The organism is Treponema vincentii F0403 (assembly GCF_000412995.1).
GTDB classification, from domain to species: domain Bacteria; phylum Spirochaetota; class Spirochaetia; order Treponematales; family Treponemataceae; genus Treponema; species Treponema vincentii.
On sequence record NZ_KE332512.1, the window covers coordinates 174,950 to 192,231 of the forward strand.

Below are 17,282 nucleotides of genomic sequence, written 5' to 3' on the forward strand. Positions count from 1 at the left end.
CTCACACCTCCAGATCGTTCTGTACGCCCAGAACGATATTTTTCTTACCGTCGCCGGTGAATATATTTATTTTTTCTTTTTTTACTCCGAGCGTTATCGAAGCACCTTTCGGTATGGTACTGTCAATTTCGGATTCCGTTACAATATTCAGCTTTGTCCCGTCTTGTAAATGTACAAAATAATGCGTGTTAAGTCCAAGGAAGATACAGTCATCGACCACGGCAGAAATACCGTCACTGTTTTCTTTTTCAATAATGAACTCTTCGGGCCGTATGGAAATTTTTACATTTTTTTCATATTTAAAATTATCTTGTATGTTGTCAACTGTTATTTTGTCTCCGGTAGGCAGAGCAAGGTAAACTTTGCCGTCTTGCATCTCCATAATACCGTCAAGGACATTGGTATGCCCGATAAAGGTTGCAACAAAAAGGTTAGCCGGACGTTGGTACAGATCTTTCGGTCTTCCGATATGCTGAATGCATCCCTTATTCATAACTGCAATCCGATCGGAAACAGCCATTGCTTCTTCTTGATCATGCGTAACATAAACGGTTGTAATGCCTATTTTATTCTGGAGCTCTTTTATTGTGGTGCGCATCTCCACGCGGAGCTTTGCGTCGAGGTTTGAAAGCGGTTCATCCATCAGCAGAACACTCGGTTTAATTACAAGGGCACGGGCCAATGCGACACGCTGCTGCTGCCCGCCGGAAAGATTTTCAGGCATTCTGTCTTTGTATTCATCAATCTGCATAAGTTTTAAAAACTTGTCGACTTCTTTTTCTATTTCGTCTTTTGGAAGTTTTCTGTTTTTTAGACCGAAGGCTACATTGGCTTTTACCGTCATGTTGGGAAAGATGGCGTAGTTTTGGAAAACCATTCCGATATTTCTTTTTGCAGGGTCTTTAGCATTTATTCTGTCTTCACCGAAGTAGAAATCCCCGCCTTCGATGGAATTGAATCCGGCAATCATCCTTAGAAGCGTTGTTTTACCGCATCCGGAAGGGCCGAGGAGCGTAAAGAATTCGCCCTCTTTGATATTCAGAGAAAGATCTTCTATGACAATGTTTTCTCCGTACTTTTTTACAGCATTTTTTATAGAGATGTTTACGCTCATTTTGTTCTCCTATAAAAACTTTTGCGCAAATTACATCTAGTGGGAAGCTCTAAAAACCGAAGTTTTTGGACTGCTCCGTCTCCATTAATTTCCGAAAAAGTTTTTAGCCGTGCCGGTTCCTGCACAAGGAGCGTTGTATCCGTATGCAGAATACCTACACGGCAGTAATTTTGTATTCTTTATTTTGTAATTAAATCAATCCACTTTTCCTGCCATTCTTTTTTGTGTTCTGCACAATAATTGATATCTTCGTATGCAACATTGATAGTAGAAAACGCAGGCATATTTTTACTTGTATTCTCGACGGAAGTCATTACCGGTCTGATTGTCGTCGGTGCATAGCCTTTTTGACCTTCTTCTGAAATGATGAAGTCGATAAAAGCTTTTGCGTTGTCCATATTCTTGCAATTTTTGACGATCGCCGCTCCGGCCGGAAGCCAAACAGCCCCCTCTTCGGGATAGACAACCATCAGATTCGTTGCTCCGTCTTCAAGCAGGCTGATACAGGGATCTTCATAAGATACGCCGACTGCATACTCACCGTCCGCCGTAGCCTTGTAAATCTGACTTGATGATGAGATAATCGACCCGTTAAGCTGTTTAACAAACTGCGCAACAAATTCCCACGCTTTATCGTCATAGGGTTTGTCGCCCATAACTAAGGAGCATATTGGTCAATTCCGCCCAAGCGCTTGAAGAAGCGGCAGGGTCTCCCATTGCAATTTTTCCCTTTAGCTCAGGCCGTAAAAGATCTTTATATCCTTTAAATTCTTCGGGGTTCAAACCGATTTCCTTAAACACATCCTTATTAACAAGGAGCGCTGCGCTTCCCGACAGCTTTGTATAGGTGAAATATCCGTTATAGCTTTGATATGCTTCCGGCAAATTTTTATCATTCGGCGAAACATATTGCTCGTAAAGATCGGGATGGTCTTTCCAGAAAGCAAGGTTTACTGCGCCCCAATTGATGTCGGCTTGAGGATTTGCTTTTTCCGCCTCAAGTCTGGCAAGAACGTCCCCTGTACCCATTGACTGGAGAATAACCTTGATGCCCGTTGCTTTTTCAAAAGCGGGAACAACTGCGGCTATTTCGGAATCCGAATTGGGAGAGTAAATAACAACTTCTTTACTCATCTGCGTGCCGGTGTCTTTTACGGCTGTCTGATCGGCGTCTTTCTTTGCACAAGAGGCAAAAGAAAACAGCACAACCGTAACCAATAATAAAAAGCTTTTTTTCATACTATCATCCTCCTACTTATTGATAGTTTTTTTCTGCCGAATCGTTTATTGCATGAACAAATCTTTCGGCTATTTCTTTAGGACGTGTTATTGCTCCGCCGACGACAACCGCCAATGCGCCGAGCTTCAGCATTTCAGCTGCATCTTCCGGCCTGTGAATGCGGCCCTCTGCGATAAGCGGAACGGAAATGGAGGAAGCAATTTTTTCCGCAAGCCGGTAATTCGGCCCGTCAAGGACGGATGCGGTGTTGCCGCCTACATACCCGTTCATAGTAGTACCCACAAAATCTACTCCGGCGGCGGCTGCATTGTATGCATCCTCAAAAGAAGCGCAGTCGGCCATCAAGAGCTGATGGGGATATTTTTTCTTTATTGCACGTATGTATTCGGAAGCGGTTAAGTTCCCCGGCCGTGATAACGAGGTACAGTCGATAGCAATTACTTCACAGCCGACCGCTACGAGTTGATCAACTTCGTCCATAGACGGAGTGATGTACGCCTCAAATCCGTCATAGTTCTTTTTGATTATTCCGATGACGGGAAGTTTAACCGTTTTTTTTATGCCGGTAACATCTTTTACTCCATTGCACCGGATACCCTTGGCGCCTGCTTCTTCCGCAGCCTTTGCCATAAGGGGCATAATGCCGCCTTCCGGTCTATAGAGCGGTTCTCCCGGCAGTGCCTGACAAGACACGATAAGACCGCCCTTTACGCAAGAGATGAATTCTTCTTTTGTCATATTGTTTTATGTAACTCCAATGTAATAATAAGGACATACCGGCAGTGTGCAGTATTTAAAAAGTATATCATCCCTTCTTATGAATTGTAAAGAAAAAAATTGCCGAAACGATGATGGAGAAAAAAGAAATTTTCCGTAAATATTGCGGTTCCCCTTTTTTTTTACTATAATTAGCTTTCAAAAATTAGGGAAACGCCGGTTAATCCGGATCGAATTAATCAACGCGTCCTTAATGTATCCGTCTTAAAAGGGTACAAGGGAGTTGTTTATGGCTGCTAAGGAAATACCGATTGGCGAAATCTCGCTGCAAATTGTCCTTTCCGTTGGAATTATCGTTATTGTCGCAAAGTATCTCGGCCTTCGTGCTAAAAAAATCAATTTTCCGCAGGTTGTGGGAGAGATTGTCGCAGGTCTTTTGTTGCGATACTTGCCTTTTTTCCGCAATTTCGGCGGAGTTGAAACAAATATTATCTATAGCGAAACCAATCAGTTTATTGAGTATATGTCCGAAATCGGGGTTATTTTGATTATGTTCTCCGCCGGGTTGAGCACCAATTTAAAATCGCTTGTTAAATCCGGTGTAAAATCGACCGTAATTGCCGCATGCGGCGTTATCGTACCGATGATTCTCGGCACGATTATGGCGTTGGGCTTTTGGGGATTCGACGGTTTCGGGACGGCCGTATTCTATCAGGCATTGTTTATCGGAACCATCTTAACCGCTACTTCCGTCAGTATTACCGTCGTCGCATTGAAGGAACTGGGAAAAATAAATTCCGAGGTCGGGCAAACGATTATCAGCGCTGCAATTATCGATGATGTATTCGGCATTATTGCGTTAACGGTTGTGCTCGGCGCCAGTTCAGGGAAAGGAGATTACCTCGGGCTTATAATAAAAACGGGGGCTTTCTTTGCCGCTTCGTTGGTTGTGGGATATCTGATTTACCGTATTTTTAAATGGTATGATGCGCGGCACCCGCATTCTCACCGTATTCCGATTTACGGCTTGGGAGTTGCTTTGATTTTTGCCTATTGTACCGAGCGGTTTTTCGGGATTGCCGATATTACCGGCGCGTATGTTGCGGGCGTTGTGTTTTGCAATCTGCATGATGCTTCCTATATGGAACAAAAAATCGACATCAATTCGTATATGTTTTTCAGCCCTATCTTTTTTACCAGCATCGGGCTTAAAACGGATTTAAGCGGGTTGAATATGAACTTGATATGGTTTTCCATAGCTTTTGTGATTATCGGCTGTGTGGCAAAGATAATCGGCTGCGGCGGTTCATCCTTGTTTATGGGCTTTAAAAAGAAGGAAGCGCTGCAGATAGGGCTGGGGATGATGGTGCGCGGCGAAGTAGCCCTCATTGTTGCTCAAAAGGGACTTGCCGTCGGTATGGTTAAGGCGGAATATTTTGCGCCGGTTATCTTGCTGATTATTGTTTCTTCTATGATTGTACCTGTTTTGCTTGGAAAAGCGTTTGCGGAAAGGAAATTGCCGTCCGCCGAATCGGGTACATAGCGGATAGGGCATCTTTAAAAATCTAACTAAGTTTGTAGAGATGCCCAATAGTTTTAGAATGGGGATTATGGATACGGCTTATTTCGATTCAAAAGCGGAAACATGGGACGCGCGTAGTGCACGTGCATTGCGCGCGGAAAAAATATACAACGGCATCATCGCTGAGTTGTATATGAATCCCGGCGATCATGTCCTTGATTTCGGCTGCGGAACGGGGCTGCTCGGTTTTCAGTTTATCGATGCAGCCGGAACCGTAACCTTTGCCGACACATCTTCCGGTATGCTGGAGCAAGTACGTAAAAAAGCGGCATCGCTGCAAGGCGGTAAAGTAAAAATCCTTGATTTAACGAAACATGATGTTGCTGAAACATACAATATTATTGTTTCGCTGCTGGCACTGCATCATATCGAAGATGTAGAGGGAACGGTTTACAATTTAGCTTCCCATGTCGGCGAAAACGGCTACATCTGTTTTTCAGATCTCGATCTTGAAGACGGCAGCTTTCATTATCCCGAAGTAGCCCCCCATAACGGAATAGACCGCACGGTTATTACGGATGCGCTCCGTAAGGGCGGTATGGATATTATATGCAATAAAACCGTGTATACTGAAGAAAAAATTATTGACGGTACCGTAAAAACATATCCCATTTTTTTAATCATAGGGAAGAGGGTAGGGTAAACGATCGGTTGCGGATGATGTAACAACGGATGATGCGACGCTTGCGGGAACCGGTATTTGCTGCTAATATGATGGGGCATTCGGGCAAACGCATCAGGCCGTTTTTTTAGTAGCCCCTCAGAATAAGCAAAGGAGAACTCTATGGATATTAATAGAGACACCGCAGTAGGATTGCTCAATCAGTATGTTACAACCGAGCATATCATGGCTCATTCGTTCGCCGTTGAAGCCGTTATGCGAGCCCTTGCAAAGCGGCTTGCTCCTGCCGAGGAAGAATTGTGGGGAATTACGGGGTTACTTCACGATTTGGACATAGATGTTTCCCACTGGCAGGAGCACCCCGAACGGCACGGCCCCGTAACCGTTGAGCTTTTAAAAGAACATAATTTCGGCTGTGAGGAAATGTACAACGCCATTATTGCTCATAACCCCGATACGGGTGTCGTACCGCAAACGCTGTTTGAAAAAGCACTCTTTGCTGCCGACCCAATTACCGGATTTATCACCGCTGTTACGCTTGTGTATCCCGATAAAAAGATTGCGAGCGTTAAGGTTAAATCCATCGTCAAGAAAATGAAAGCAGCCGGATTTGCAGCAGGGGCAGATAGAGGAGCGATGATGTCGATAGAAAATATCGGCATACCGTTTCCGGAATTTGCGGAATTATCGCTTACTGCGATGTGCGGTATTGCCGATAAGCTCGGGCTCTAGCTCCTTCCGAATGGCTAAGTTTAGACGGCAGTCAAAGTCCTCGCGTATGGCGGAGATACAGGAAGCTGCAAAAAAAGTATTTTTGACGAAAGGTTTCCGCTATACGACGATGGAGGATGTGGTAAAAAACACAACGCTTTCCAAGGGCGGTGTCTACCAATATTATAAAACGACAAAAGCCATCCTGTTCGATATTATGCAAAACGGAAACTATTTCCGGTATGAGCGTACGGAAAAAATCGTACAGGAATCGGAGAATACCGAATCGCTTGCCGAAGTTATAACGCAAGCGTGTATGGCAAAACTTTTTGACGAACTGCCCGAAAAAAAACTCTATCTGATGTTTTTAGCGGAAATCCCTTATGACCGCGACTATGAAGCTTTGTATTTCCAATTGGAAACGCAGGCCTTTGAGCTTTTTATAAAAAACTTACATTATCCTCCTCAACAAGAGCGGGAAATTATGGATATCATCCGGAATAAAGAGTATTTTCTGTTTAAAATTTTTCACGGTATGCTGGTGATGCACGAATTATTCAGCGATAAGGATGTGTTTAATCAAAATAAAGAAAAAATCCGCGCGATGATTCTTACCGCAATACAGAACTTTTTTGACCGGTATCCGAATTTGCTCAATCGATGAGCGATACTTCTTTTTTATCCCCCTACTGTTTTTTCAACGGAGTGAGTTATGGTGTTTATTGATTTTATTCTTGCGATGCTGCCTATTCTCTGGCTCATTATTTCTTTGAGTAAGCTCAAGATGGAAGGCTTTAAGGCATGCGGTATTGCATTGCTGATAACGGCGGTTTTGGCGGCATCGTATTGGCACTTAAATCCGATCCACATATCGACTGCCGTACTTGAAGGAACCGCTAATGCGCTATGGCCGATATGTTTGATTATTACTGCGGCGCTTTTTACCTATAACTTAACCGTAAAAACAGGCGCTATGGAGATTATCAAAGGAATGCTGACCGGCATTTCCGACGACACAAGAATATTGATGCTGATTATCGGCTGGGGGTTCGGTAATTTTATGGAAGGCATGGCAGGATTTGGCACAGCGGTCGCTATTCCCGCATCGATTCTTGCAGGAATAGGAGTTAATCCCATCGATGCGGTAACGGCTTGCCTTATCATGAATACGACGCCGACCGCTTTCGGTTCGGTAGGAACTCCGACGGTAACGCTTTCTTTGATTACGGGATTGGACTTACGGCTTCTTGCAGCGGATGCCGCCCTCATACAGGCTGTGCATACGTTTATTTCGCCGTTTCTTGCAATAATGGTCTGCGGCGGCGGAATACAAGGCTTAAAAGGAGTGCGGGTGATTACACTAATCGCTTCGCTGTCGTTTGTTGTGCCTTACCTTCTTTTTGCGCAGTTATTAGGGCCGGAACTTCCCACTATCGTCGGCTCTATTTGTTCGATGCTCTGTATAATCCTTGCAGTAAAACTCGGCAAAAAGACCGGCAGAAAAGCTCCGCTCAAAATCGATTTTGCGGAAGGCGCACGGGCATGGGCGCCCTTTGTGCTTATTTTCGTACTGTTAATTATCACGTCAAAGGTATGCCCGCCAATTCATAATGCAATTAAGGATATTAAGCATTCGTTTTTGATATATACCGGCGGCGACGGAAAACCGTTGACATTCAGTTGGATAAATACGCCGGGCGTGATGATATTTATAGCGGCAATCTGCGGCGGGCTTATTCAAAAAGCTTCATTGCCCGAAATTGCACATACGTTGGGATTCACCGTAAAAAAATATTGGAAAACTTTTTTGACAATTTGTACCGTTATTGCAACCGCTAAGGTGATGACATACAGCGGTATGATTTCCGATATTGCGCATTCTATTGTTGTCGTAGCCGGGCCGGTGTATCCCTTTGTTGCACCGCTGATCGGCGTATTAGGGGCATTTGTAACGGGGTCGGGTACTTCCACCAATGTTCTCTTCGGGAATTTGCAGATGGAAACCGCTCTGTCGCTCAATCTGAATCCGTATTGGATTACCGCGGCTAACGTATTGGGAGCCGGAATCGGTAAGATGATATGCCCGCAGAATATTGCAATCGGCGCAGGCGCTATCGGAGTTACCGGTTCCGACAGCAAAATTCTTGCAGCCGTGTTTAAATATTTTATTCTCTATGCGCTTCTTGCCGGAGTGATTTGCTTTGCCGGAGGATTGCTGATAGAAAACCGCTAATTCTATTTTGAGCGAATACCTTTAGATAAGGCAACGCCGGGTAACGGGGCAGGCTGTGCAAAACGGATAAATTTAAATGGATGGATATTAACTGCATTGACATACCAGCCTTTGATGTCGCTTAAATCGATGACATTGATTGCCGGGATGTGGGAAAGCGGAATAAGAACCGAAGCATCCAGCAGCACCTGCTCCGCTTTTGCAAGGTAGTCGAATCGTGTTTTGCGGTTTTGTTCTGCCGACGCTTTCTTTATAAAATTTTCATACTCTGCATTATGCCAACCTGAATCATTTAGGCTTGAATCGGGGCGGAATAATTCCAGAAATGCGAGCGGATCCGCAAAATCTCCTATCCACGAAATAACGGCCAGATGGTAGTCCTCCATTTTTAACCGGTCATAGTATTCTTCAAATGGCACGGTTGTAACTTCCGTCGAAATTCCTATCTTTTCCCATGCGTTTTTCAATAAGGCCGCCTGTTCGGTATAGAACGCTGTTTCCGGTAAGAGAATTTTTACCGGTTTTTTGACTTCATCTTGCGGTATTTTTTTTAAAAGTTTTTCCGCCTTTGCGGTATCCTGTTTATCAATACCCGGTACGGCGGGATATCCCGTTAACGGAAACACAAGCGTCTTAGCGGGAATTAAATAATCCTTACGCAACTCCGTATAGGGTATTGCGGCAACTAATGCTTCCCTGATTGTTTGATTATTACAGGGCGCCGCATTTGTTTTAAAATAAAAATATTCCGTTGCAAACATCGGTGTGACGTGAATGGTATAGGCCGCCGCTACTTTATTTAAATTGACGGAGCCGCAGAGCCAATGTACGGTTCCTTGATTAAAAGCTTCGGTCATTTTATCGGCATCTTCGTCCAACAGGATGCTAATTGCAGGGAGCGGTACCGCTTCCGTATCCCAATAAGCGGTGTTTTTTATCAGTCGGATTTTTTCGGCGGTAAAGCTTTCTATTTTAAAAGGGCCGCTTGCAATCGGTTTAAACGCTGCGGAAGGTTTGCTAAATGAAGATTTACCTGCATATTGCGTTACCGCTTTAAGCTGCGAGGGATGCACTGCCGAAAACGCATGATGGCAGAGGATATTGGCAAGTTGTTCGGCAGGATATACGAGTGAAATTTTTAAAGAAGTATCGGATTCCGCATACAAACCGATATGCGATATGTCCGCAGTTTTTCCGGTACGATATTCCTTAGCCCCTTTCACGCAATCTAATAGCGATGCATACGGTAAATCCAATGCAGGGTTTAACAAATTGATAAATGAATCGCAGAATACTTGGGCGGTAATAGGATCTCCGTTTTCAAATGTGAGATTATCCCGCAGTGTAAACGTCCATGTTAAACCGTCTGCGCTGATTTTCCACTCCTTTGCTAAACCTGCTGCCGGCTGTAATGTATAGGGATCATAGATACACAGTCCTTCATATAAGCCGGTTAGAATCTGCGCTTCATTTGCATTATAGGCAGCATGGGGATGTAAATTGGGAATACCGGTGGTAACCGACACAACAAATTCGTTTTGAGGATACGGTTCATTCTCCGCGCACGCGGCGAAAGGAAGTATGCACAAGATCAGAAACAGTAATATGTTTTTTTTAGTCATGAATTAATCCAAGTTCTTTCATATTTGAATATTCTTCAACGCTTGCATTGTATTCTGCCCTGCATTGATTTGCTTTTATAACTGCATTTCTGACTGTTGTCAATTCTATTTTTATTCCTTTCATCTTTGAGCGCAATATAACGTCGGTGGATTTATAATAATCATCCAATCCCCCAAGCGTTTTTAGATATCCGTTACAAATAACGATATATTTGTTTAAAAGTTCAAGCAATTGTCCATTACTCATACCGGTTAAACGCTGCTGCAGGTCTGAGGTACCGGATGCAAGGACTTTAAAAATGCGGATTGTTTTTGCTAAATTATCCGTAAAGTCTTCCAGTACGATTATTTCTTTTTTTTGCATGTTGCTGATAGGGTCTTTAATCGATATGGTAAGTTCATGCTTCTTCTCTGCCATATTGAAAGCACGTCTTAGGGCTTCCAAAAGCTTTGTAAAAATCGTCATACGCGATTTATATACTACTTCTTGATTAGCCATGAGTTTTGTGATGCACGTCTCAAAGTGATTGCTGGTGGTGCCGAGAATGCGTAAGCCTGTTATGAGCACCGGCCGCATATTTTCCTGCTTATTGGTTTTTGTATCTTCTTTTTGCGTTACATTTAGATGCCGCAGTACTTCCCGCTGGAGATGTTCCGAATCGGGGCCGTAATCTTCTTTAATAACTTCCATTACAAGTTCATGATAAAACGGAAGTTTTTCGTCGTTTGCAGCGAGCGCTTTTTTGATAGTTTTTAATAACTTAATCGGACTTGCTATATCCGCTTGCGTAACGGTTAAATCGGGCGGTAAATTTTTTCTGACGGTTAATTTATATTCTTCGCGGTGTAAACGGGCAAGTTGGCGGAGTGTCTTATTGATATCGGTGTCCAGTTTTGAAAGGTGTCCGAGCGAATCCCGCAATAGTCCGCCGGTCAACGTATCGGAGACTGAGTGGAGCGATTTACAAATTTCAGCTATTGCACGCGTATTGGCAAGCGTTGAGTTTTCGTTAAGCGCCGACCACTGAAAAGTTTTATTCAATGCGAGCATGGAAGCAATGCGCTGCGGTGTAAGGAATGAACAGTTAAACTGATATGAGTTAGTTAAAAAATCGATCATCGTCTGATACTGTGCTAATCGTGAGCCTACGACTGCTGCCCGTTCGCTATCCGCAAAAGCTTCATTGCTTGGAATTTTTATTTCCGTCATACGGCTGTCGTATTTGTACGGATCGTCATAGACCAAGCCTTTTTTCAGCAAGTTACTGCGGAGGATTTTTACCACGCTGCCGAGCGCTGCATAATTTTGCTGCAGCTGGGGAAGTAATTGTTTGTTAAACGTCTCCCGCTGTACTGCTATGTGGTGTGCTAACTCTTCAGAAAAATTTTTCGTAGATTCCATACCATCATCATCGGCACTTTTAAAAAAAATTTTATACGCTTGATGGAATAAGTACGGTAAAACCTGACTAAGTCTTGACAGCTTGAAAATTCGGCTGTATGCTTTTGCGTATGTTTTATTCCATATAATCGAAAATACGGAAGGGAGGCTTTATGAACTATTCATTACCGAAATCTGAAAAGTTGCCGTTAATACGGCATAGTATTGCACATATAATGGCGGAAGCCGTTATGAATTTATTTCCCGGAACAAAGGTGGCTATTGGGCCTGCCATTGAACACGGATTTTATTATGATTTTGACCTTCCGACGCCGATTACACAAAATGACCTTGCACGCATCGAAAAAGAGATGCGCCGCCTTTTATCCACTCCGCAAAACTTTGTAAAAGAAGTTGTTACGAGGCAGCAGGCGTTAGACCTTTTTAAAGATCAGCCGTTTAAATGCGAGCTTATCAATGATTTACCTCCGGATGCGGAAATCTCGATTTACCGCTCGGGAAATTTTGTCGATTTATGCAAGGGGCCTCATGTTGCCAATTCAAAGGAAATTAACGCACAGAGCTTTAAACTGGAAAAAATTGCCGGAGCTTATTGGCGCGGTGATGAAAAACGGCCGATGCTGACCCGTATCTACGGTACCGCATGGGAAACGCCGAATGACCTGAAAACTTACTTGACTATGCAGGCTGAAGCGGAAAAACACGATCACCGCAAAATAGGGCGGGAACTTGACCTTTTCCATATTGAAGAAGACAATCCCGGCGAAGTATTTTGGCATCCGAACGGCTGGACGCTTTACTTAACCGTGCAGCAGCATGTACGGCAAAAGATAAAAGAGGACGGCTATGTTGAGGTAAATACCCCCTTTGTTATGCCGCAAAGCCTCTGGTTGCGGTCGGGACACTGGGAAAAATATAAGGAAAACATGTTTATCACCGAAAGTGAAAAACGGATGTTTGCACTTAAACCGATGAACTGTCCGGGACATGTCGAAATCTTTAAGCAAGGCATAAAAAGCTACCGCGATCTTCCGCTGCGTATTGCGGAGTTCGGTTCTTGTACTCGGAATGAACCGTCCGGCTCCCTGCACGGTATTATGCGGGTTCGCGGCTTTGTTCAGGATGATGCGCATATCTTCTGCACGGAAGAGCAAATTTCCTCGGAAGTGTGTAAGTTCTGTAATTTACTCAAGTCGCTTTACCGGGATTTCGGTTTTGACGATAAGGCCATACTCGTTAAATTTTCTACACGGCCTGAAAAACGTGTCGGCGACGATGCAACATGGGATAGGGCAGAGAATGCACTTGCGGAAGCATGTAAAGCAGCCGGCCTCGAATACGAAATTGCTCCCGGAGAAGGCGCCTTTTACGGGCCTAAACTTGAGTTTACGCTTGTCGATGCACTCGGCCGCGAATGGCAGTGCGGCACCATACAGGCGGATTATCAGCTGCCTTCTAAAGATAGGCTGAATGCCGAGTACATCGGTGAAGACAATCAGAAGCATCAACCCGTTATGCTGCACCGCGCGGCGCTCGGTTCACTTGAGCGGTTTATCGGTATTTTGATTGAGCAGTTCGGCGGCGCCTTACCCCCATGGCTTTCTCCCGTGCAGGCAATGGTTATTCCCGTTGCTCCGGTGTTCAACGAATACGCGGAACAGATTGCCTCGGTGCTTACAAAAGCCGGATTCCGTGTAAAGGCCGACATCGATACCGACCGCATGAACGCCAAAATCAGGAAGTATCAGGAACAAAAAATTCCTTATCAGCTGGTTGTCGGCGAAAAAGAAAAGCAGAGCAACAGCGTTACCGTCCGGCTTTTAAAGGGCGAGCAAAAGACAATGTCCGTCGATGAATTTGCAGCTTTTTTAAAACTCAAGACCGATACCGTTGCAGTCAGCGCTGAATTTTAAACTCAAGCTCACAGATTCTCCCTTAGATTCTTTTTGCGGTGTTTTTAGATCAGTCATAATGATGAAAAGACTTATCTCAAAACACCGCTTAAAATCACTTTGTATTTGACATTCTAACTATATCGTTTTATTCTAGTAATGATTACTAATATAGATACTCCTAAAAGTAATTCAATGACGGAGTAATCAAGTAATAGCAGAAGGATGAAAAAAGTATGGCAGAAGAAACGAAAGACACGGGAGAAGTAAATACCGGTTGGGTATGTTGGGATAAAAAGCTTGAACTCGGTATTCCCCGCATAGATAGCCAGCACCGCAAACTGGTAGCTATGTGTAATGAGCTGCATGAAGCGCTGATTAACCGCCAAAAACGGAGCAAAGGCGAATGGCTGGTAACGGTTGGCGATGTACTGCGGCAGGCTGTGAACTATACCCAAACACATTTTGCCGACGAAGAAAAGCTGATGAAGGCATGCGGATTTTCCGGCTATGAAGCGCACAAGCAGCGGCATAAGGAATTTGTACACACAATTACACAGGTATTGATCGGATTTGATGAAATGACCTTAACACTCGGCTTTGATTTTGCCGATTATCTACGGGATTGGATATTGTCCCATATTGCCTACGAGGATAAACAGTACTGTCCGGTTATGCGCTCCTTTTATCATGCATTGCAAGAATATAGCCGGCGGCAGCACGAAGCTTCAAATACCGCAATGGAACCGACGCAGTAGATGTGCCGTATATTTCAAAAGGACTATTGGTCTTGATATGCTTCTACAGTATCATTGAGGTGTTCAAGGATAACGCCTGCCTGCTTAAACATCGCAATTGAGTCGGCGCTGTCGTGGTATCGTTTTTCGGCGATAACCCGTTTGATGCCGCAGTTGATAATCAGCATTGCGCAGGTGCGGCAGGGGGTCATTTTGCAGTAAAGCGTAGCCCCATCGATGCTGATGCCACGCTTTGCGGCTTGGCAAATAGCATTTTGTTCCGCATGAACGGTACGGACGCAGTGCTGGCTTACGGAACCGTCTTCATGCTGCACCTTTTTAAACTGGTGCCCGACATCGTCGCAGTGGGGTAATCCGCGCGGTGCGCCGACATAACCGGTAACCAAGAGCTGATTATCCCGTGCGATAACGCATCCGGATCTGCCGCGGTCGCATGTTGCACGCTTTGCGATTGCGCGGCACACTTCCATAAAATATTCATCCCATGTAGGACGGACGTACGGTTCTTCAGTCATTTTTTATCCTTTTATAACCACGGATTAATTCCCTCACCCTGTATCGTCCCGTCCTGCTCCGTTTTTTCGGATTCCGTATTGTCGGTGTCCGATTCTACGGGCGGGAAAGACGGCAGCGGAGTTCCTTCATCTATAGGTTCCAAGTGCGTTTGAGGAATCGGCGGCTGCAGTGTACTGTTTGTTCCTTGTCCTTGTTGCGGATTAAGCGGAGACTGATCCGGCAGCGTAGTATCTTCGCCTTCACTCAGCGATGAATCCGATTCAACGATATTGCCCGAATTGGAAGGCACGGTAAGTTCATCGTTTGCAAACGGATCTCCCGTATAGCCAGTATTTCCTGTCCGCCTGTTTCTACTTGGTTCGGGATCCTCAAAAATACGCGGATCAAGCAGTACATCCGTTTTAATAATATCGACGGGTGCTTGTCCGGTGCTGTAATTGCTTTTGCGTAAACGGTCTTTTGCAATTTCACGCAGTACATTGTTTGCCTCATGGTAGGCACAGGCTTCCGTCGGCTCCGTACCGGATAAAAAGTAGAGCGATACCGTTCCTTCATCACAGTAAGGCGTAGGGAGCTTTCCCGATTTTGAACAAACCGATACGGATGTCAATCCCGTTTCGGGGCGAATAAAATCCCTATAGGGCATACCTTCGTGGATAGTCTTCATAAAATTTGCCCATGGAAGCCCCGCGAGCGTTGCACCCGTATTATCAAGTCCGAGGGACTGGCCTCCTTTGTCATACCCGAACCAAACGGCAGCGGTATAATACGGAGAATATCCGATTGTCCATGCATCCGACCAGTTTTGAGTTGTACCGGTTTTACCCGCAACGGGAATGGAAAAATACTTACCGGTCGTTTTATCTTTATACCGGAATTTTGAGCCGCTGCCTGAAGCATACGCAAGTGTTCCTTCGGTTATCGTTCTTTGCAGTACCGATGTCATCAGATAGGCATTTTGCGGGCTGATAACTTGCATTGCATTTCCGCGCCGCCGCTGTTCCTGCCGTAAATCGCGTTCGGGATCCATCACGATTGTGCCGTTGCGGTTTTCAACGGTGCGAATAGCGATGGGGTCAACCCGCCGTCCTTGGTTTGCAAAGACGGCAAATGCCTTTGCCATCTGAATGGGAGCAACGCTGATAACGCCAAGCGCAAGAGGATACAATCTTGGGAACGTACGGTCTATTTCGTCGGGATCGGTGATGCCGAGTAGAGCTGCAGATCGGGTAATGGCTGCATCAAAGCCGATGGTATCGAGTACCTTAATTGCAGGGATATTCAGCGACCGTGCCAATGCCCGCCATGCCAAAACGGTACCTTGCCAATGTCCTGCATAGTTGTTCGGAATGTACGGAACACCGCTTTGGTTTTTAAATACCTGCGGGGTATCCTCCAATACCGTTGCCGGTGTGATCAATTTGGTATCGAATGCTGCGGAATAAAGCAGTGGCTTAAATGAGCTTCCCGGTTGAACGCGCCCCTGAGTCGCCCGTATCATCTGATTCGATTCATCGAATTTACTGCCGCCGACAAGGGCGGTAATGTAGCCGGTATTATTTTCCAAACAGATGAGCGTTCCTTCAACCGTTTTCCGCGCAAGCTCATCTTGCACCTTGGCCGTGCTTTTTGCGCCGGTAATCTTTAGGTTGTTTAGCCCGAAAAGCATTGCCGCCATATCCACAATCGGGTTTAAATCGCTGCGGTAGTAGGAGAGCGTTCTTGCCTGCACCCGTTCGGAATCGATATGAAGCGCAGGAATGTCAAAAGCGAGCGAGACAAGCGCGGTAATATTGCTATACAGTTCGCTCTGTGCAAAACGATGAGAGCGGGTATTCTTTACGCGGTTATTGGCAATCTTGATATAGTCGCCCATCTCTTTTTCCGCAGCCGCCTGATGGCGCAGATCGCAGGTGGTGTGTACGATATAACCGTCGGAATAAAAATCCATCGTGCCGTACATCATCGTTTCAAGCTGGCGGCGTACATATTCGGAAAACCAACGCGCTTTATCTTCACGATTGAACCACGCGGATGAATTGGTGCGCGTATAATCGAAATGAGCCCAATAGTCATCGTAGGATTCGTCGCGTTCTTCTTGCGTAAGGTAGCCGAGTCTAACCATCTCGTCAAGGACGTAGCCCTGTCGCTCCTGTACGCGGTTCGGATATTCAAAGGGATTATAATAGGCGGGGTTCGATAGCTGGATAACCAGTATTGCCGCTTCCGCAGGGGTGATTTCCGCTACGGAATGGCCGAAGTAAAACCGGCAGGCAGCGCTTACGCCATAGGTTCCTCCGCCGAAGTATACTTTGTTTAAATAGAGTTCGAGGATTTCGTCTTTTGAGTACCGGCGCTCCATCTGGACTGCCCACCACAGTTCCTTTATCTTCCGCGAGATGCTCATGTCGGTTCGGTCGCAGTATAAAAGTCCTGCTATTTGCTGAGTGATGGTACTTCCGCCGCCGAGCGTTCTTCCGGTAAGTTTCCCGATGACGGCACGAAAAATTGCCTTGAGCGTAAAACCGCGGTGCCGATAAAAACTGCGGTCTTCACGGACGAGGAGTGCATTGATCAATGCGGGCGGTATTTGCTCGAATTTAATAATCTCCCGTTTTTCGTTGGAAGAAAATTCGGTAATCAAGTCTCCGCGTATATCGAGTATCCGGGTCGGTAAATCGGGATTAAAGGCGGTAAATTGTTCGCTCTGCTTTACGGAGGCTGTTTCCGCCAGTAAGTAGCCTAGCATCGCAGAACCCGCAACAAGCACGGTAAAAATAAAAACAAGATAAATATATAAAAAGACGGTACGTCCGCGCATGCGCCTATAAAAGCACAAAATCGTTTTTTTTTCAAGCTGAAAGAAAATGTAC

15 protein-coding genes are annotated in these 17,282 nt (G+C 45.2%); 7 read left to right on the forward strand and 8 right to left on the reverse strand.

From position 1 onward, the window contains the following. Nucleotide 1: 1 nt before the first annotated feature. From HMPREF1222_RS00805 to HMPREF1222_RS00815, 4 genes are all read right to left on the reverse strand, one after another. Nucleotides 2-1,114 carry an ABC transporter ATP-binding protein gene (locus tag HMPREF1222_RS00805; protein ID WP_016517801.1) on the reverse strand — a complete coding sequence of 371 codons (1,113 nt, stop codon included), beginning with the start codon at nt 1,112-1,114 and terminating at the stop codon, nt 2-4. A 179-nt stretch (nt 1,115-1,293) separates the two neighbouring features. Next, nucleotides 1,294-1,770: an extracellular solute-binding protein gene (locus HMPREF1222_RS13230; protein WP_016517802.1), complete on the reverse strand. Its 477-nt coding sequence runs from the start codon at nt 1,768-1,770 to the stop codon at nt 1,294-1,296. Continuing rightward, the gene (locus HMPREF1222_RS13235) at nt 1,751-2,353 is read right to left on the reverse strand and encodes an extracellular solute-binding protein (protein WP_016517803.1); all 603 of its coding nucleotides are present in this window, start codon (nt 2,351-2,353) and stop codon (nt 1,751-1,753) included. Before HMPREF1222_RS13235 ends, HMPREF1222_RS13230 begins: the two co-directional genes overlap by 20 nt. A 16-nt stretch (nt 2,354-2,369) precedes the next feature. Continuing rightward, nucleotides 2,370-3,092, reverse strand: a complete 723-nt coding sequence (locus HMPREF1222_RS00815; RefSeq protein WP_016517804.1) for an N-acetylmannosamine-6-phosphate 2-epimerase — start codon at nt 3,090-3,092, stop codon at nt 2,370-2,372. 268 nt (nt 3,093-3,360) lie between these two features. Here HMPREF1222_RS00815 and HMPREF1222_RS00820 point away from each other — a divergent pair, with 268 nt between their 5' ends. The 5 genes from HMPREF1222_RS00820 (at nt 3,361) to HMPREF1222_RS00840 (ending at nt 8,219) form a co-directional block, all read left to right on the forward strand. Further along, on the forward strand, nt 3,361-4,614 hold the full coding sequence (locus HMPREF1222_RS00820) for a cation:proton antiporter (protein WP_016517805.1): 1,254 nt from the start codon (nt 3,361-3,363) through the stop codon (nt 4,612-4,614). A gap of 67 nt (nt 4,615-4,681) precedes the next feature. Then, nucleotides 4,682-5,296 (forward strand): class I SAM-dependent DNA methyltransferase, encoded by a 615-nt coding sequence (locus HMPREF1222_RS00825; RefSeq protein ID WP_006188168.1) that lies wholly within the window; start codon nt 4,682-4,684, stop codon nt 5,294-5,296. A 141-nt stretch (nt 5,297-5,437) separates the two neighbouring features. After that, nucleotides 5,438-6,007 carry an HD domain-containing protein gene (locus tag HMPREF1222_RS00830; protein WP_006188167.1) on the forward strand — a complete coding sequence of 190 codons (570 nt, stop codon included), beginning with the start codon at nt 5,438-5,440 and terminating at the stop codon, nt 6,005-6,007. Between the two features lie 10 nt (nt 6,008-6,017). Then, the gene (locus HMPREF1222_RS00835; protein ID WP_038076382.1) at nt 6,018-6,650 is read left to right on the forward strand and encodes a TetR/AcrR family transcriptional regulator; all 633 of its coding nucleotides are present in this window, start codon (nt 6,018-6,020) and stop codon (nt 6,648-6,650) included. Between the two features lie 48 nt (nt 6,651-6,698). Continuing rightward, entirely contained in the window at nt 6,699-8,219 is a 1,521-nt protein-coding gene (locus HMPREF1222_RS00840; protein WP_016517808.1) for an L-lactate permease, read from the forward strand. Nucleotides 8,220-8,221: 2 nt separating this feature from the next. Here HMPREF1222_RS00840 and HMPREF1222_RS00845 read toward each other — a convergent pair whose 3' ends face one another. Both HMPREF1222_RS00845 and HMPREF1222_RS00850 read right to left on the reverse strand, forming a co-directional pair. Next, the gene (locus HMPREF1222_RS00845; RefSeq protein ID WP_016517809.1) at nt 8,222-9,841 is read right to left on the reverse strand and encodes a peptide ABC transporter substrate-binding protein; all 1,620 of its coding nucleotides are present in this window, start codon (nt 9,839-9,841) and stop codon (nt 8,222-8,224) included. Then, nucleotides 9,834-11,243, reverse strand: a complete 1,410-nt coding sequence (locus HMPREF1222_RS00850; protein WP_016517810.1) for a TP0584 family protein — start codon at nt 11,241-11,243, stop codon at nt 9,834-9,836. Before HMPREF1222_RS00850 ends, HMPREF1222_RS00845 begins: the two co-directional genes overlap by 8 nt. 152 nt (nt 11,244-11,395) lie before the next feature. On the opposite strand from HMPREF1222_RS00850, the gene thrS reads away from it, so the two are divergent. Together thrS and HMPREF1222_RS00860 are read left to right on the forward strand one after the other, a co-directional pair. Beyond that, a complete protein-coding gene (gene thrS, locus HMPREF1222_RS00855; RefSeq protein ID WP_006188161.1) occupies nt 11,396-13,156 on the forward strand; it encodes a threonine--tRNA ligase in 1,761 nt (586 codons plus the stop codon). A 215-nt stretch (nt 13,157-13,371) separates the two neighbouring features. After that, nucleotides 13,372-13,893 carry a bacteriohemerythrin gene (locus HMPREF1222_RS00860; RefSeq protein WP_016517811.1) on the forward strand — a complete coding sequence of 174 codons (522 nt, stop codon included), beginning with the start codon at nt 13,372-13,374 and terminating at the stop codon, nt 13,891-13,893. 23 nt (nt 13,894-13,916) lie between these two features. Here the strand turns inward: HMPREF1222_RS00860 and HMPREF1222_RS00865 are convergent, their stop codons facing one another. Continuing rightward, nucleotides 13,917-14,408: a deoxycytidylate deaminase gene (locus HMPREF1222_RS00865; RefSeq protein ID WP_006188159.1), complete on the reverse strand. Its 492-nt coding sequence runs from the start codon at nt 14,406-14,408 to the stop codon at nt 13,917-13,919. An 11-nt stretch (nt 14,409-14,419) separates the two neighbouring features. Continuing rightward, the gene (locus tag HMPREF1222_RS00870) at nt 14,420-17,230 is read right to left on the reverse strand and encodes a penicillin-binding protein 1A (RefSeq protein ID WP_016517812.1); all 2,811 of its coding nucleotides are present in this window, start codon (nt 17,228-17,230) and stop codon (nt 14,420-14,422) included. Nucleotides 17,231-17,282: the final 52 nt, after the last annotated feature.

Coding starts and splice junctions, on each gene's coding strand:
- HMPREF1222_RS00805 (WP_016517801.1), bottom strand. CDS start 1,114: ATGAGCGTAAACATCTCTATAAAAAATGCTGTAAAAAAGTACGGAGAA.
- HMPREF1222_RS13230 (WP_016517802.1), bottom strand. CDS start 1,770: ATGGGCGACAAACCCTATGACGATAAAGCGTGGGAATTTGTTGCGCAG.
- HMPREF1222_RS13235 (WP_016517803.1), bottom strand. CDS start 2,353: ATGAAAAAAAGCTTTTTATTATTGGTTACGGTTGTGCTGTTTTCTTTT.
- HMPREF1222_RS00815 (WP_016517804.1), bottom strand. CDS start 3,092: ATGACAAAAGAAGAATTCATCTCTTGCGTAAAGGGCGGTCTTATCGTG.
- HMPREF1222_RS00820 (WP_016517805.1), top strand. CDS start 3,361: ATGGCTGCTAAGGAAATACCGATTGGCGAAATCTCGCTGCAAATTGTC.
- HMPREF1222_RS00825 (WP_006188168.1), top strand. CDS start 4,682: ATGGATACGGCTTATTTCGATTCAAAAGCGGAAACATGGGACGCGCGT.
- HMPREF1222_RS00830 (WP_006188167.1), top strand. CDS start 5,438: ATGGATATTAATAGAGACACCGCAGTAGGATTGCTCAATCAGTATGTT.
- HMPREF1222_RS00835 (WP_038076382.1), top strand. CDS start 6,018: ATGGCTAAGTTTAGACGGCAGTCAAAGTCCTCGCGTATGGCGGAGATA.
- HMPREF1222_RS00840 (WP_016517808.1), top strand. CDS start 6,699: ATGGTGTTTATTGATTTTATTCTTGCGATGCTGCCTATTCTCTGGCTC.
- HMPREF1222_RS00845 (WP_016517809.1), bottom strand. CDS start 9,841: ATGACTAAAAAAAACATATTACTGTTTCTGATCTTGTGCATACTTCCT.
- HMPREF1222_RS00850 (WP_016517810.1), bottom strand. CDS start 11,243: ATGGAATCTACGAAAAATTTTTCTGAAGAGTTAGCACACCACATAGCA.
- thrS (WP_006188161.1), top strand. CDS start 11,396: ATGAACTATTCATTACCGAAATCTGAAAAGTTGCCGTTAATACGGCAT.
- HMPREF1222_RS00860 (WP_016517811.1), top strand. CDS start 13,372: ATGGCAGAAGAAACGAAAGACACGGGAGAAGTAAATACCGGTTGGGTA.
- HMPREF1222_RS00865 (WP_006188159.1), bottom strand. CDS start 14,408: ATGACTGAAGAACCGTACGTCCGTCCTACATGGGATGAATATTTTATG.
- HMPREF1222_RS00870 (WP_016517812.1), bottom strand. CDS start 17,230: ATGCGCGGACGTACCGTCTTTTTATATATTTATCTTGTTTTTATTTTT.